This window comes from Dongia deserti (assembly GCF_003574735.1).
Lineage (GTDB): Bacteria > Pseudomonadota > Alphaproteobacteria > Dongiales > Dongiaceae > Dongia_A > Dongia_A deserti.
The window spans coordinates 234,221-249,740 of record NZ_QORW01000007.1 but is presented as its reverse complement, the minus strand read 5'-3'; the positions used below and the strand labels follow the sequence as shown (position 1 = coordinate 249,740).

Sequence of the window (15,520 nt, the reverse complement as noted above, 5' to 3'; positions counted from 1 at the left end):
CGGCCGTCACGCTTTGCGCCACCCGCAAGCTCCAGCAGTCCATGAAGCGTCGGTCCGAAGACGGACTCGAGATAGACCTTCTCGATGTGTCGAGCGACCCTTTCCGCGATCTTGTGGTCAGGGCTGCCTGTTGCCGATGGATCGCCGCGACTGCGTCTTCCAAGTGCGCGCCTGGCAGCTGTTTCGAGAAGGGACGCGGGTGCACTCATTGAATGCGAGAAATCGTTATCCTGCAGCCGATGCTCCACCGCCTCGACCTGCCGCGCGCGCGATCCTTGCTCCTGGGCGCTATCAGGCCGGGCGCAAATGGAAGTTCTTTTGCTTTGCATATGGGATGAACTAGCCGGCTGCCTTGCTCGCCGGCTCCAGGGCGAGCACGCGCTTGCTAGGAAACTCGACGCCGACCGTGGTCCCGTTGTCGGCCGAGTTGTGCACGGAAAGCACCCCGTCATGAAGCTCCACGAGCTTCTTCACGAGAATTAAACCAATTCCGGAATTACAGAACTCCTGTGCGATGGTTGCATCTCTGCATTCGAGCGGCCGTAGCGTGTGAGTGATGGTCTCCCGCCGTGCGGCTGAGCCGGTGTTGGAAATTGCGACCATAGCCCCGCCATCTTTACTGCCGGATAGGACGACCTGTACCGGTGCATTCGCAGGGCCGGATCTCGCTGCGTTTGCAATCAGCTTGCAGAACATCTCCCGAAAGGCGTTCGGGTCCCCGAGGACGGAGAAAGGTTCCCCAATTTGAGTGATCTCCAGGCGCACCTTCATCGGCCTCTCGGCCGTCCTTAATCTGTCTGCGCAGAGCTCCATGAGAGCAGCCAGGTCCACGGGCTCTATAACAAGAGGCAGGGAGCCGGTTTCCAGCCCCGTCAGAGTAAGAACGTCCCCCACGATCTCGAGCAGATGGCGTCCGCTGCGGTGTATGTCACCTGCATAAGCTATTTGGCGCTCACTGAGCCCATCCATGCTTCTGAGCATCAGCTCCGAGAAGCCGATGATGGCGTTCAACGGCGTGCGCAGCTCGTGGCTCATGTTCGCAAGCCATCTCGCCGCCTCGTATGCGGCTTGTTCATTGATTCTGGTTCGCCCAACAACGTTGCACGGCAGCATTGCTCGCTTCCTCGTATTTTGACCTACCTGCCTATGTTTGTTGACCTATGTGGGCTTCTTTGGCCGCTCATAGGTTTGCGGTGTTCTCGATCTTATGCCTTGGAGTCGTTTCGGTCGGTATCTTTTCTCCCCGTCACGGCCAGCTTGGGGTGCCGGCCTTCCACGAGCGTCTGCGTGGTTAAACTCGTGGACGCCTGGTCGCGTGGATCCGGGCGTGACGGGGAGAGGGCGACGCGCCGAGGGCTGAACAAGGCGCGCCGCCCAAGCCTACGAGATTGATCCGCCCCCCTGCTGATAGATCACGTCGGAGAGGGTCACATCGGTCACGTTCTGCAGCGTCGCCAGGTTGACGAAGCTGTTGCCGCCGCCATCCTTGTCGAATAGCAGGAGCGTATCGTTGCCGCTTACCTGGAAGCTCAGGAATCCAGCGGTGAGCGGATCGTCCACCCTGATGTTGAAGTCTGTGAACAGGTCGTAGAGGTCGAGCTTGTCCTTGCCAACTTCGAAGTCAGTGATGAGATCGCCGCCGATGTTGTCCAGATCCGCCTTGGTGTCCAGGCGATAGCGGAAGAGGTCATTGCCCGTGCCGCCGCTTAACAGGTCGGCGCCGAGTCCGCCCTCGATCACGTCGTTGCCCTCGCCGCCGCTCAGCGTGTCATTGCCGACATCGCCGAACAGCGTGTCGTTGCCCTTGCCGCCGCGCAGGACATCGGCGCCATCCTGGCCATAGAGGGCGTTGTTGAGGTCGTTGCCGGTCAGTGTGAGGCCATCGCCCTGCACGTAGGCGTTCTCGATATTGGCGTCCAACGTGTAGTTGACGTAGGCATAGACGGTATCGATGCCGCCATTTGCCGCCTCCTGCACGACATCAAGGGTCGAGTCTACGACATACATGTCGTTGCCCACGCCACCGACCATCAAATCGTCGCCGTCGCCGCCGTCCAGCTGGTCATTGCCCGCGCCGCCGTTCAACGTATCGTTGCCGTCCTGGCCGATAAGGATATCGTTCCCGATATCGCCGATCAGCGAATCGCTGCCGAGACCGCCCTCGAGCCAGTCATTGCCGGCTAGGCCGTTGAGGGTGTCATTGCCGCCTCCGCCATAGATGGTGTTGTTCAGCGTGTTGCCGGTCCCGATCGCGTCGGTCGTGGCGAGGATGAAACGGAGATTTTCGATGTTGGCGCCGAGCGTGTAGCTTGTCAGTGTCGTAACGACGGTATCATAGCCTTCGTTGACGTTCTCGATCACGACGTCCCCGGCGTCCTCGACATGATACCAGTCGTCGCCCTTGCCGCCGCGCATGGTGTCGTTGCCGGTGCCACCATACAGCCAGTCATATCCATCACCGCCAATCAACGAGTCGTTGCCGGTGCCGCCATGCAGCGTGTCGTTGCCGGTGCCGCCATTAAGCGTGTCGTTGCCGCCAAGCCCGAGCAGCTCACTCTCGCCGCTGTTGCCGGTGATGACGTTGTTGAGTTCGTTGCCGGTTCCTTGGAGGAAGCCGGCGCCGATCAGGGTCAGGTTCTCGAGGTGGGCGCCGAGCGTGTAGGTGGCGGTCGCCTCGACATGGTCGATGCCCCCGTTCGCCTCCTCGATGATCGTGTCGCTGGCGTCCACCAGCAGGTATCGGTCGTTGCCGAGGCCACCAGCCAATATGTCGTTTCCGAGACCGCCGGTGAGCGTGTCGTTGCCGGCGCCGCCCGTCAAATAGTCGTGGCCGTTGCCGCCGTTCAAACTGTCGTTGCCGGCGCCGCCGCTGAGGATATTGTTGCCGTCATTGCCGATGATCAGGTTGTTGAGGTTGTTGCCGGCGCCGTTGATGTTGGCTGTTCCGCTGAGGACGAGCTCCTCGACGTTGGCGCCGCTGGCGGCGAGATCGAAGGTGATGGCGGAGATGATCCGGTCGATGCCCTGTCCGGCCACCTCCGTCACCTTGTCGGCGATGTCGTCGACGTAATAGAGGTCGTTGCCCGTGCCGCCACGCATGTCGTCCGCGCCGGTGCCGCCGTCGAGCGTGTCGTTACCGGTGCCGCCATCGAGCAGGTCGTCGCCGGCGTCGCCATAGAGCGTATCGTTGCCGGTTCCGCCCTTGAGTGTGTCGTTGCCGGTTCCTCCCTCCATGGCGTCGTTGCCGGCGCCGCCGTCGAGCTTGTTATCGCTGCCGTTGCCACTGATGAAGTTGTCGAGCGCGTTGCCGTTGCCGCTGAGGGCATCGTCCAGAAGGTACAGGGCCTCGAGGTTCGCGCCGAGCGTATAGCTGACCGAGCTGTAGACGGTGTCGTAGCCTTCCTTGGCGTTCTCGACGACGACGTCCTTTGCGCTGTCGACATAGTAGACATCGTCGCCCTTGCCGCCGACCATCCGGTCGTTGCCGGTGCCGCCGTCCAGGGTGTTGTTGCCGCTGTTGCCGGTGATGACGTTCGCGAGCGCATTGCCGGTGCCGTTGATATTGCCGGTGCCGGTGAGGGCCAGGTTCTCGAGGTTCGTGCCGAGGGTCCAGTTCACGCTCGCGCGGACTTCGTCAATGCCTTCGTTTGCGTACTCCAGGATCGTGTCCCCGGTGTTGTCCACGATGTAGATGTCGTTACCCTTGCCGCCATAGAGAATGTCTGCGCCAGCGCCGCCATCCAGGACATCATTGCCGTCCTCGCCGTTCAGGGTGTCGCCATCGTCGCCACCGAAGAGCGTGTCGTTGCCGAAGTACCCAAGCAAGACGTCAAGGCCGGCGCCGCCGTACAGGACATCGTTGCCGAGACCGCCATCGAGGTAGTTGTTGCCGCTGTTGCCGGTGATGACGTTGTTGAGGGCGTTGCCGGTGCCATTGAGACCGCCGATGAGGGTCAGGTTCTCGAGATTGGCACCAAGCGTATAGTCGGAGTAGGCTTTGATCGTGTCGATTCCTTCGTTTGCTTTCTCGGTGACCACGTCGCCAGCGTCCACAACGTATTCATCGTTGCCCTTGCCGCCGGCCATCGTGTCGTTGCCGTGGCCGCCGTGGAGGACATCGTTGCCATCCCCGCCGAGCAGGCTGTCGTTACCGTTGCCGCCCTCGAGCGTGTCGTTGCCCGTTCCGCCCAGCAGCGTGTCGTTGCCGACGGCACCTTCGATGTTGTCGTTGCCGGCACCGCCATCGAGCTTGTTATTGCCGCTCGTTCCGATGATACCGTTGTCGAGCGCATTTCCAGTTCCGTTGATGTCGCCGCCGCCTAGCAGGACCAAGCCCTCGACGTTCGCGCCGAGCTCGTAGCTGAAGTCGGCGAAAACGATGTCGTATCCTCCTAGTTTGCCGGCCTCCGTCTCGCTCACCACGTCCTTCGGGCTGTAGACGTAATAGGTATCATTGCCCTTGCCGCCGATCAGGGTGTCGTTGCCGGCACCGCCGTTTAGGGTGTCGTCGCCGGCGCCGCCGTTTAGCGTGTCGTTGCCGTCGTCGCCTTCCAGATAATTGTTGCCATCGTTGCCGGTGAGGACGTTGTTGAGCGCGTTGCCGGCACCGCCGACATGATCGATGCCAGTCAGGATCAGGTTCTCGATGTTCTCGAAGCCGATCGTGCGGAGGTTGGTGGCCGCGCTGTTGACCACGGTATCGATGCCCTCGCCCGCAAGCTCCACGATGGTGTTCACGCCGAGGGCGATCACATACGTGTCGTTGCCCTTGCCGCCGATCAGGGTATCGTTGCCGGCGCCGCCGTCGAGGGAGTCGTTGCCGTCTCCGCCATCCAGCAGGTTGTTGCCGCTGTTGCCTTTGATGACGTTGTTCAGCGCGTTGCCGTTGCCGTCGATATTGCCGATGCCGGTGAGGGTCAGGTTCTCGAGATTGGCGCCGAGCTCGTAGTTGAAGCTGGCTATGATCGTGTCGATGCCTTCGTTTGCTTTCTCGGTGACCACGTCGCCAGTGTCCACAACGTATTCATCGTTGCCCTTGCCGCCGGCCATCGTGTCGTTGCCGCTGCCGCCGTAGAGCTGATCGTTGCCGTCCCCGCCGAGCAGGCTGTCGTTGCCGCCGCCGCCATAGAGCGTGTCATTGCCCGTTCCGCCCAGCAGCGTGTCGTCACCGTCGCCGGCCGCGATGAGGTCGTTGCCGGCGCCGCCGTCGAGCTTGTTCTTGCCGCTCGTTCCGGTGATACCGTTGCCGAGCGCATTTCCAGTGCCGTTGATGTCGTCGCTGCCTTGCAGAACCAGGCCCTCGACGTTCGCGCCGAGCACGTAGCTGAAGTCGGCGAAAACGATGTCATATCCTCCTGCTTCGCCGGCCTCCGTCTCGGTCACCACGTCCTTCGGACCGTAGACGTAATAGGTATCGTGGCCCTTGCCGCCGATCAGGGTGTCGTTGCCGCCGCCGCCGTTGAGGATGTCGTCGCCGGCGCCGCCGAGCAGCTTGTCGTTGCCGGCGCCACCGTAGAGCTCGTCCTGACCGTCGCCGCCGTCGAGCGTGTCGTTGCCGTCGTCGCCGCCGAGGAGGTCGTTGCCGGCGCCGCCGTTCAGCAGGTCGTTTCCAAGACCGCCATCGAGGGTGTCGTTGCCCTTGCCGCCGTTCAGCGTGTCGTTGCCGCCGAAGCCGTTCAGCGTGTTGTCGCCGTCGTTGCCGGTCATGACGTTGGCGAGCCCGTTGCCGTTGCCGTTGATGTTGCCGGCTCCGGCGGCCAGGGTCAGGTTCTCGAGATGGTTGCCCAGCGTATAGTCGACGATCGCAACGACCTCGTCGATGCCTTCGTTTTCGTTCTCCTTGATCGTGTCGCTGAGATCCACCAGCAGGTAGCGGTCGTTGCCGGCGCCGCCCTCCAGCGTGTCGTTTCCCTGGCCCCCCTGCAGCGTGTCATTGCCGGCCCCTCCCTTCAGCATGTCGTTGCCGTCGCCGCCGTAGAGCGTGTCGTTGCCGGCGCCGCCATCAAGTTTGTTGTCGTAGTCGTTACCGTAGATGGCATTGTTGAGCGCGTTGCCGGTGCCGTCCATGTTGCCAGGACCGATCAGATAGAGATCCTCGACGTTCGCGCCTCTGACCGACAGGTCGAACGTCATGGATGATTCGACCGCGTCGTGCCCTTGACCGGCGGCCTCAATGATCACGTCATCATCACTATCGACGCTGTAGACGTCGTCGCCGGCGCCACCCTGCAGCAGGTTCTGTCCCGCGCCGCCTATGAGCCGGTCGTTGCCGGTGCCGCCGATCAGCGTGTCGTCGCCGAGACCGCCGCCGAGCGTGTCGTTTCCGGCGCCGCCATCCAGCTTGTTGGCGAGGCTGTTGCCGCGGATGGAGTTGTGGAGGCCGTTGCCGGTGCCGTTGAGCGCGCCGCCCACCAGCTCGAGTTCCTCGACGTTGGCGGCGAGGGTCAGGGAGATCGAGCTGACGATCTTGTCGACGCCCTTCTTGGCGAGCTCCGTTACCACGTCGCCGGCGTTGTCGACGAAGTAGACGTCTTCACCGTCGCCGCCGGCCATCTTGTCGGCGCCGGTCAGGCCGTCCAGGATATCGTTGCCGTTGGTGCCGACCAGGATGTCGTTGCCGGCGGTTCCAGTCACAATGGCCATTTCGCTCTCTCCACAGGTGCAGGCGGCAGCCCGGGAACACACGGGGTCGGCGCCTGTTGCTACGCGCGATTACACGCATTGATTGTTGCCAGATCATACCTACGCGCGATCCTGAGATGGGCGGAGATCATCGACCACAATCCTCTCCGATGTGGCACTCTCCACACATGAAGGTGGAACCACATCGGATTTCGCCGGACTTACTGGCACTATTTGGCAATGTCAACGCGGGAATCGTGACATCCATCACAGTATTGCGGCTGGAGCGCCGAGATGGCAGCTGTTTCCAGGGGGTTGGCTGGACTCTCAAAAATGCGTCAATCAGATTTGGAATGTCCATTCTATTTATAGCGATATTCAACTTTATATAGAATCACGATTCCAACCGATTCAGATCATCAGCGCACCGGCGCGAAGGCTGGTATGCGTCGCGTTGTCTGCATGCCCGTGTCATGACCCGCTCCTCCGATGGGTATGCCCATCCTGGCGCCCGCAACGACGCTACGACCGGCGCCTGCCACGTATCAGGTGCGGATGAGGCGCTCGGCCGGCAGGGTGATCGTCACTTTCGTGCCCTGGCCGAGCGCGCTGTCGATGGCGAGCGTGCCGTCGTGCAGCTCGACCAATGCGCGGGCAAGCGGCAAGCCGAGTCCTGTCCCGTCATGGGCCCTTGTCAGGCTGTTGTCGATTTGGCCGAACGGCTCCAGGGCATGTCCCACCTGCTCCGGCGCCATGCCGATGCCGGTGTCGCTGATCGTGAGGATCAGATCGCCGTTCTGGACTGCCGTATCGACCGAGATCAGGCCGCCGGATGGCGTGAACTTCACCGCGTTCGACAGTAGGTTCAGCAGCACCTGCTTGATCTTGAGCTCATCGGCGCGCACCCTGGGCACGTCGGCCGACACGCTGCCGCGTAGGATCAGCCCGCCTTCCGCAGCGCGACGCTGCACCAGTCGCCGGCAAAAGTTGAGCACTTTGGACAGGTCGACAACGCCCTCCTGCAGGCGCATCTCGCCCGCCTCGATCTTGGAGAAATCGAGGATGTCGTTGATGATCTTCAAAAGGTGCTGGGCCGAGCCGCTGATGTCGCTGGCATACTCGACGTAGCGCTTGCTGCCGAGCGGGCCGATCAGCTGGCGCGCCATCATCTCGGAGAAGCCGATGATGGCATTCAGCGGCGTGCGCAGCTCATGGCTCATATTGGCGAGGAAGTTGCTCTTCGCTTCACTCGCCGCCATCGCGCGCTCCGCCGCCGCCGCCAGCTCAGAGTTGTACCTGCGGATGAGGCGCGCTTGCCGGTGCTGCACGAACACGAGCACGCTGCCCGTGGCGGCCACCAGGAAGAAATAGATCAGCAGGTATTTGAAGGAGAAGATGGTGCCGGCGAAGGGCTGGGTGATGATCATCTCTTGGATGCCGCGCACGTCGCCGACTTTCCAATCAGTCTTCAGGCTTTCAGGATGTGAGTTGTGGCAGGTGACGCAGGCGGACTTCATGATCACCGGCACCACCAGGCGGTAGGTATTGCTGAAACCGGAGCGCTGGATGTCCGTCACGGCCTGGTCCGGTGCGGCCCGCAGCCTCGCCAGGGCCGAGCGTTCGAACTCGTCCATTGGATGCGGCGGCCGGTTCTTGAACGGCTGGTCGGAGATGTACCGATAGGTGATGTTCTTCTGCCGCTCGCCGATCGCCCGGCCCAGCTCCAGCGACAGGGTGAAGGGAAGCGGGATCGCGCCCGGAATTGTCTCGTAGTTGTGCGCGATCTCGGTGTTGCCGCCATGGCCCGCAGCGCGGGCCTCCAGAATCCGCCCCACAACATTGTCCGCATAATAGCCGCGAATGCCGGTGATCATCGCATTCAGGTCCTCCGCTTGGCGGCTGAGCCTGTTGCGCGACATGGTGTCGATGTCGAGCCAGACAACGAGCGGCAGGCCCGCCAGCATCACCAGAATCAGGACGATCAGCAGGCGCCCGCCGATCCGGACTTCCGCGGCACCGACTCTGATTTCCGCCGAACCTGTCATGCGATTCGCTCCCATCGCTGCGAGCTCACTCTCCGGAGACCGACCTCATTGAGGATGTTGCGTGCGCTTCGCCGAGCGACAACGGCTCGACTGATCGCTTGGTGGTGCCAGCCGACGGGGGTGGGAACCCGCCGGCTGGCTATTGGCCTGGCCTGAGCCTTGGCTGTTGGGGCGCGCAACCATCGGACTCTGACCGCAGCCGCGCTCCTGCCCGGCTGTGCCAATTCGGGAGCTGGTTTGATGCCAGGCATGCAATTGCCGTGCTTCAAAGGTGACCGTGCCGACGCATCCCTCATCTCGTCCATCGGGGCAAGGAACGGGGCGCTAGACGGCGCGCACGCCGGAAAGGAAGTCGTCCACCAACCTGCGCAGTTCCTCGCTTTCCTGCTCTAGATCGTCGGCAGTCGTTTGTACATCGCCGGCGGATTGCTTGGTCGCGTTTGCTGCTTCCGCAACGCTCATCATACTGTGTGATACTTCATGGGTACCCACCGCGGCTTCCTGGATCGAACGCGCGATTTCATGCGTAGCCGCTGTCTGCTGCTGCACGGCATCTGACATGCCGGTCGCAATCCCATTGAGTCGGCCAATTGTCTCCGTGATCGACTGGATGGCTCCCGCAGCCGATTCAGTCGCGGACTGCACGGCCCCGATCTGGGTCTGGATCTCTTCCGTGGCCTTGGCCGTCTGACTGGCGAGATTCTTCACTTCATTGGCCACCACGGCAAAACCCTTGCCCGCGTCTCCCGCCCGCGCTGCTTCGATCGTGGCATTCAGGGCCAGCAAGTTGGTTTGCGCCGCTATGTCGGTGATCAGTCGTACCACTTCGTCAATCCGTCCAGCGGACTGAACCAGACCGGCCACCTTATTGCTCGCATCTGCACTCTGCGAAGCCGCGTTCCGGGCAATTTCCGCCGACTCCCGGGAACGTCGCTCCATCTCTTGGAAGGACGTCGACAGCTCTTCCGCAGCGCTCGCCACAGCCTGCACATTGGTCGAGGCCTCCTCGCTGGCGCTCGTCATGCTGGTCACCTGGCTGTTCGACTTGTCCGCCACTTCCGCCAAGCAGCGAGCGGATTTCTCCATCGTACCCGCTGCATCGGTCAGGTGCTTCAAAGCCGTCTTGACGCCCGCATCAAAGGAGCGTGTTAGAGCCTCCATTCTGTCAAAGCGCTGCTGCCGCTCCAGTTGCTGGGTCGCTTCCCGCTCGCGAACCGCTCGCGCCTCGATAGCGTTGGTGCGGAACACCTCAACGGTCTTGGCCATTTGTCCGACTTCGTCCCGCCGGTCGACCGCCGGTATGGTGACATCCGTGTTGCCATGGGCTAGATCGTTCATGACATGCGCCATGCGCGAGATGGGTCGCATGACGCCGCGGGTCATCAGCAGGGCGCCGAGAGCCACCACAAGAAGCACGACGCCCGATACGCCCCACACGATCGCCATGAATGTGCTTTCTTGCTGCGCGGCAAGAAGTTCGCTTTCCGCGTTGATGACGTTTGCAGCGACGACGATCTTGTCGATGACACTGCGATGTTCGGCATATGCCTTCGCCATTCGCGCGTACGATTGAGCCACTGCGGCCGAGTCGCCGCGTTCCAGCGCCGGAAGGAAACTCGCGTCCAACTCGTTCCAGAAGCGTAGTGCTGCTTCATGAGCGGAGCCGGTCAGTGCGTCGACCACTGCACGATCATAGATCGTGTCGCGTTCCCAGTAGTCGTGTCGGGCATCGTACTCTCTGCGAAGCTGTTGCAGCCGCTTCTTGCGAGCTGCCCATTCGCTCGGACTGTTCAAAGCCAGCGTTGCCTCCAGAAACGGCTCGATGATGTATTCCGGCGGCGGCAAGATGTCGGCTATCAGATCCTTGCCCAGCACAATCCTGACGTACATCGGGCCGCCCACCTTCAGCTGGCCGATAGCCAGGAACGCGGTTGTCAGCAGCGTCACGATGCCGATGGCGACAATCACGGCAAACAGATTCACCGCGGATGCAATCTTGAGACCGCCTCTCAACTTGGACCCCCTCTTGTCCCAGTCTCTTAGCGAAGGCACGCCCTACAACGAGGGCCTGCTTATGTAGATTGCAACATAGCTCGTTTAATTTCGGTAAATATAGAGTATAAATTAGTTTATATTAGAGAACTTTACAGTATTACTCTGCGCATAATATGTGATCTGCGACCTACTACTCACTATCAGCCATAGGTGAGTCACGAGCGACAGAAATCTTCAAATGCCCAGAGTCGGTTAGCGCCATCATGGCGTGCGCTTATTGATGATTCCGGGTACTACGTTTGATCGGGCTACATGCATATCCTTGCCGCGCCTAGACGTCATGTTCCGGGGTTGAGATCGGTGGCCCGCCCTTTGCAGCTCTCGACCCCATCATCTGCACCGCGACCATCGAACGAATTGCCGAGCTGCGCCGCCAGCGCTGGACTGGCGATCAGATCGCTCGGGAAGTTGGCGTCTCGCCCACTACGGTCAGTCGGGTCTTGCAGAAGCTCGGGTTGAACAAGCTCAAGGCCTTGGAGCCGGCCGAGCCAGTGCGGCGTTACGAGCGCGAGCACCCGGGCGAGCTCATCCACATCGACATCAAGAAGTTGGGCCGGATCGGCTCTGTTGGCCATCGCATCAGGGGACGACGAACCGGCGTAATCAACCGCCATCTCGGCATCGGCTGGGAGTTCGTCCACGTCTGCATCGACGATGCCTCCCGAATCGCCTTTAGCCAGGTCAGGAAGGATCAGGCAAAGGGCAGCGCCATTGCCTTCCTCGAGGCGGCAGTGGCCTATTACGCAAGCTTGGGCGTCACAGTTGAGCGCGTCATGACCGACAACGGTTCGTGCTATCTCTCTCGAGCCTTTGGTCGAGCCTGCAAGAAGCTGGGCCTTAAACACATCAGAACCAAGCCCTACACGCCCAAGACGAACGGTAAGGCCGAGCGCTTCATCCAGACAAGCCTGCGCGAATGGGCTTACGCCCACGCCTACAACACCTCAGACGAACGCACCGCAGAACTGCCTCGATGGCTCCACCGCTACAAATGGCACCGACCTCATGGTAGCCTGCAAAGCAATACACCCATCAGCCGCCTCGGCCTGACCGAGAACAACCTGTTGAGGCTCCACAGCTAGCAGCACCCGGGGCTGCATAGCTTGCCCGACTCAAGGCACGAGGAGCGCTTGATCAACGGGTCACGCTCCAATACCCAGCTGCGCAAGAGCCGCATCAGTTCCAGGACGAGCCTACTGGAATGTACGTCGAGATTGCGGAGGAGGTCGACTGCCTCGGCGTGATCAGGTCGATCAATGTCGCCTCCATTTTCCGACCAGACTCCAAGAAGCGTAGCGGGATGGGTCTTCAATGCCTCAGCAATCCGGCATAACGTGTCAACGTCCGGAAACACGCGACCTGTTTCGAAATTCGAGATTGTCTGCGCGCTGACGCCCGCCGCAGCGGCCAGTGCCCTCTGCGACAGTTTCTGCGCTTGGCGCAGCTGCTGGGCTATCTTTCCGATTTCGTTGGACCGTCGCTTCGGTCTTACCTGATCTAGCATTCAGTCACCCTCAATGAGATGTGCAGGCAGAGGCGCCTTGTTGCTCCTATTGCGGCAGGCATCGATAACCGACACATGCTCGCTGATCGTCACAGAGATGCAGTGCAGCCATATAGATGGACCTGCATCGACCATCAAGTTGGATGTAAGCGCTGCCTTGCCGAGTCAAAGGCGATCCAAGAACAGAAGACAGCGCCAATCTCCTTGCCATGCTGACGTACTTTGCGGCAGCGAATGCGGGTTCCACCGGCAATGCTCAACTCGAACACTTCGGGGACAGGCGCATATTGCTCTTGCATGAGATACACCCCTCCTTGCGAAACATTCCGGACCAGACAGACGATTGCCGTAGAATCGTTGCTCCAAATGGTCCCGGACAGCAGCGTTGGAACTCTTCCACAACTTCGTCGTTCGTTTGGATCCGGTCTTGTCGATGACGCAAGCCGTATTAGGTCGCGAAGCCGCGTTCCGAAGGTGCTCTCCAAGGACCGAAGGCTCAGATGCCTCGCGATGATCGCGACGACCCGATTCGTCTTAGTCTCTGGTTTCAGAGCCGGTCTCGCAGTGAATGTAGCGATGTCCTTGCGCTGCGGACTTCCCGTTTCCTGCTCGATTGTATTACGCATGCTTCTACTTTACTTATAGCCCGTCGTTTTCAATGACCGACCATTGCGCCTGCAGGGGATTAGGTCCAGTCCAGTATCTGTATCGCCGGTAAGCTGCCGGTCGTTCTACGGCTTGCAGAATGCTCGTCGCTTCTGCAAGGGGGATCCAAGGTCGAGTGGGCTTTCGCGCGTGCAGCAGGGGCCAGGTCGCGTTTGCAAACTCATCATCTTCTCGCGTTGAGAACCTCGCTGGGTATGTGAACGCCAATGACGCGTGCCCTGCGGTATGCATTGTTCGGGGCGTTCTCAAGTCTGATGCCCGGAGCTTCGGGCTCTGCCTTGGAGACTGGGCAAAGAGTCTGCGCCAGATGGCGGATAGACTATTCTGGCTCTTGGGAGCTCCACCACCATTGTGGTCCCCTGCCCAAGCGAACTGTGGATGGAGAGTTTACCTTCATGAAGTTCAACGATCGTCTTGGCAATCGCCAAACCTAGTCCTGTTCCCCCATACTCGCGCGCCACGGTTGCGTCCCCGAAGTCAAGTGGAGACAGGAGCTGCCGGGCGGCGCTTTGCGAGATACCAGGACCTCTGTCGGTTACGGCGACGATTGTACCACCGTTGCGGGATGTGGACAGCGCGACGTCCACGGATTCATTGGCTGGTCCAAAATTGACCGCGTTCGATACTAGTTTGCTAAACACCTCTTGCAGTGCGGCTCTGTCGCCGAGCACAATAACCGGCATCCCGATTTGCGTGATTGCTACGCGCGTTCGACGACTCTCCATGGTCGCGCTCAGCTTTCGTGTGCAGTCTTCAAGGAGATCGAGCAGCTTCAGCGGTTCGTCGGTCAAAGTGCGGGAGCCGGTCTCGAGGCTCGCCAGGTCGAGCATATCTCTGATTACCTGAAGCAACTGATGTCCGCTTCGATGAATGTCGCGTGCGTACGCGGCGTGCCGGTGATCCAAGCTGGCCGAGTTGAGGATCATCAGTTCTGAAAATCCAATGATGGCGTTGAGAGGTGTCCGCATCTCGTGGCTTATGTTGGCAAGCCAGGTCGATTCGTTGCGCAAGGGTGCCGGCTTGCATTGTCCAGCCATTTTCGGTGAGCGCATTCGCCTCTCGCCTCCGTGCGTGCAATCATCACCTGTGCCCAGCGCGTACCCTCGGAATTTGACGAACTAGCAATTGCTGGACACGCCCGCCCTGTTGACAGTTCAACATCCTGGCCCAAAAAATGTAAATAGTTACTCGTTTATAGCCATAATCCACCAACATTATAGGACTATCTAAGCATCACACTGGAGCAGATCGAGCGGTGCGGTCTTCGCCGCAACCATCTGGTGTGGCAGAGGTCACCGACGTTCTATGCGGGTCGTGCCTCTCGCCCATATGGAACGATGGGATGGCCCGGCCCGATCTGCTTCGCCACTCGCGCAACCCATTCCTTGGCCGCTGGATAGGAATCGAGCGACAAACCGCAATCGGCGGACAGATGTGCATAGGCATAGTTCGCGATATCCGCGATCGTGAATGAATGACCACCGAGGAACGGAGTAGCGGTAAGGGCTCGCTCCAGCGAGCTCAGCCCCCGCTCCGCAGCTTCGCGCTTGCCCGGCACCAGCGCCGCGTTGATCTCGAGTCGCCCGGTCAAGGTCCAGAACCGCAGCGAGCAGATTACCGGCTCCACGTAGTAATGCTCGAAGAACAACTACTGCATCACCTTCGCGCGCGCGAACCGCTGCATGAACCGCGTACCCTCGGCAAGCCAGCACGGGATCGCATTTGATTCCGCGATCGTGCGTCCATCGTCCAATTCCAGCACCGGAATTGCACCGGCGGGATTCATCTTCACGAACTTTGCGCTACGGCTCTCTCCGGAGAAGATCGCCACGGGCTGCGAGCGATACGGAATATCGAGCAGCCACAGCAGCACACGAACTTTCCAAGCGTTCTGCGAAGGGCATACTCATGGAAGGTAAGCATAGTGGCCTCAGGGAAAGAGTCAGAAACTGTAACCATCTCAGAGATGAAGCCGCTTCCCAACTCTCGCCTAACCGCGAGCTCCGCGATTCATCCGGATCAGCTCGCTTCAAGTCTATTGCCAGCGGAACGCGTTGCCGGTGGCGAGGAATGCCCTCGCCCCGGGGCACACGGAGCTTCATGCATAGGCCAGTTCATGGTCGACTTCGATTGACCAATCGACTTTGGGCCTCCCTGGACAGAAACTCACGCCCTTTGCACCGGCCTGGATCGCACATGAAACAGCGAATTGCGTCTGTTCGAGCCGGCGGCGGTTTCAAGTGTGAAGTGTAGTTTCATGCCTTCACCCAGTTCTTCGAACCGTTCGAGCGACCGCGCTTCTTACCACAGCCCACTACTGCCCGATGCCGAGGAGTATTTCGGCTTCGGTCAACGCGGACATGCTCTCAGCATGCTTACCTTCCTTGTGCAGGGCCTCGCCCTGGTCGCGCAGCTCCTTCGCCCGAGCCAGGACCTCAGTGCTCACCTCGCCCGGCGGCGCGGCCAGGACATCGTCGATCTTCTTCACATGCAGCGGGCACGAACTCGCGAACGCGGCGCCGCTCATGAAGATGGTCAAGGCGATAGCTGTAACCAGTCTTTTCACGGATGATCTCCTGGGTTTGGATTTGCGAACAGGACTCACAAGCTGCAGGCAGCGGTTGCCGCC

Annotated in this window: 8 protein-coding genes and 2 pseudogenes; 1 reads left to right on the top strand and 9 read right to left on the bottom strand. The window is 60.5% G+C overall.

Annotated elements, in window-relative coordinates; genetic code table 11:
- Positions 1–339 precede the first annotated feature (339 nt).
- The 4 genes from DTX69_RS13205 to DTX69_RS13190 form a co-directional block, all read right to left on the bottom strand.
- On the bottom strand, positions 340–1,113 hold the full coding sequence (locus DTX69_RS13205) for a sensor histidine kinase (RefSeq protein ID WP_119302000.1): 774 nt from the start codon (positions 1,111–1,113) through the stop codon (positions 340–342).
- 267 nt (positions 1,114–1,380) lie between these two features.
- A complete protein-coding gene (locus tag DTX69_RS13200) occupies positions 1,381–6,642 on the bottom strand; it encodes a beta strand repeat-containing protein (protein WP_119301999.1) in 5,262 nt (1,753 codons plus the stop codon).
- Between the two features lie 524 nt (positions 6,643–7,166).
- On the bottom strand, positions 7,167–8,666 hold the full coding sequence (locus DTX69_RS13195; RefSeq protein WP_119301998.1) for an ATP-binding protein: 1,500 nt from the start codon (positions 8,664–8,666) through the stop codon (positions 7,167–7,169).
- A gap of 324 nt (positions 8,667–8,990) precedes the next feature.
- Positions 8,991–10,649: a methyl-accepting chemotaxis protein gene (locus tag DTX69_RS13190; protein WP_119301997.1), complete on the bottom strand. Its 1,659-nt coding sequence runs from the start codon at positions 10,647–10,649 to the stop codon at positions 8,991–8,993.
- 413 nt (positions 10,650–11,062) lie between these two features.
- Between DTX69_RS13190 and DTX69_RS13185 the strand changes: the two are divergent.
- Positions 11,063–11,803: pseudogene (locus DTX69_RS13185) on the top strand (IS481 family transposase); the annotation flags it as partial.
- Here DTX69_RS13185 and DTX69_RS30975 read toward each other — a convergent pair.
- The 5 genes and pseudogenes from DTX69_RS30975 to DTX69_RS13165 form a co-directional block, all read right to left on the bottom strand.
- The gene (locus DTX69_RS30975; RefSeq protein ID WP_119301996.1) at positions 11,800–12,225 is read right to left on the bottom strand and encodes a helix-turn-helix domain-containing protein; all 426 of its coding nucleotides are present in this window, start codon (positions 12,223–12,225) and stop codon (positions 11,800–11,802) included. The pseudogene DTX69_RS13185 and the gene DTX69_RS30975 sit on opposite strands and share 4 nt — an antisense overlap.
- A 911-nt stretch (positions 12,226–13,136) precedes the next feature.
- Entirely contained in the window at positions 13,137–13,943 is an 807-nt protein-coding gene (locus tag DTX69_RS13175) for a sensor histidine kinase (protein WP_119301995.1), read from the bottom strand.
- Positions 13,944–14,194: 251 nt separating this feature from the next.
- Complete coding sequence (locus DTX69_RS30625) at positions 14,195–14,539, bottom strand: glutathione S-transferase family protein (RefSeq protein WP_284735742.1); 345 nt, start codon at positions 14,537–14,539, stop codon at positions 14,195–14,197.
- Positions 14,540–14,776 (bottom strand): annotated as a pseudogene (locus DTX69_RS30620) (glutathione S-transferase N-terminal domain-containing protein); the annotation flags it as partial. It abuts the gene before it with no gap.
- A 429-nt stretch (positions 14,777–15,205) separates the two neighbouring features.
- Positions 15,206–15,457, bottom strand: coding sequence for a hypothetical protein (locus DTX69_RS13165; RefSeq protein ID WP_284735741.1), 252 nt, complete (start codon positions 15,455–15,457; stop codon positions 15,206–15,208).
- Positions 15,458–15,520 lie beyond the last annotated feature (63 nt).

Bases quoted from the DNA above. Each gene is read 5' to 3' on its own strand.
- DTX69_RS13205 (WP_119302000.1), bottom strand. From the start codon at position 1,113: ATGCTGCCGTGCAACGTTGTTGGGCGAACCAGAATCAATGAACAAGCC.
- DTX69_RS13200 (WP_119301999.1), bottom strand. From the start codon at position 6,642: ATGGCCATTGTGACTGGAACCGCCGGCAACGACATCCTGGTCGGCACC.
- DTX69_RS13195 (WP_119301998.1), bottom strand. From the start codon at position 8,666: ATGACAGGTTCGGCGGAAATCAGAGTCGGTGCCGCGGAAGTCCGGATC.
- DTX69_RS30975 (WP_119301996.1), bottom strand. From the start codon at position 12,225: ATGCTAGATCAGGTAAGACCGAAGCGACGGTCCAACGAAATCGGAAAG.
- DTX69_RS13175 (WP_119301995.1), bottom strand. From the start codon at position 13,943: ATGCGCTCACCGAAAATGGCTGGACAATGCAAGCCGGCACCCTTGCGC.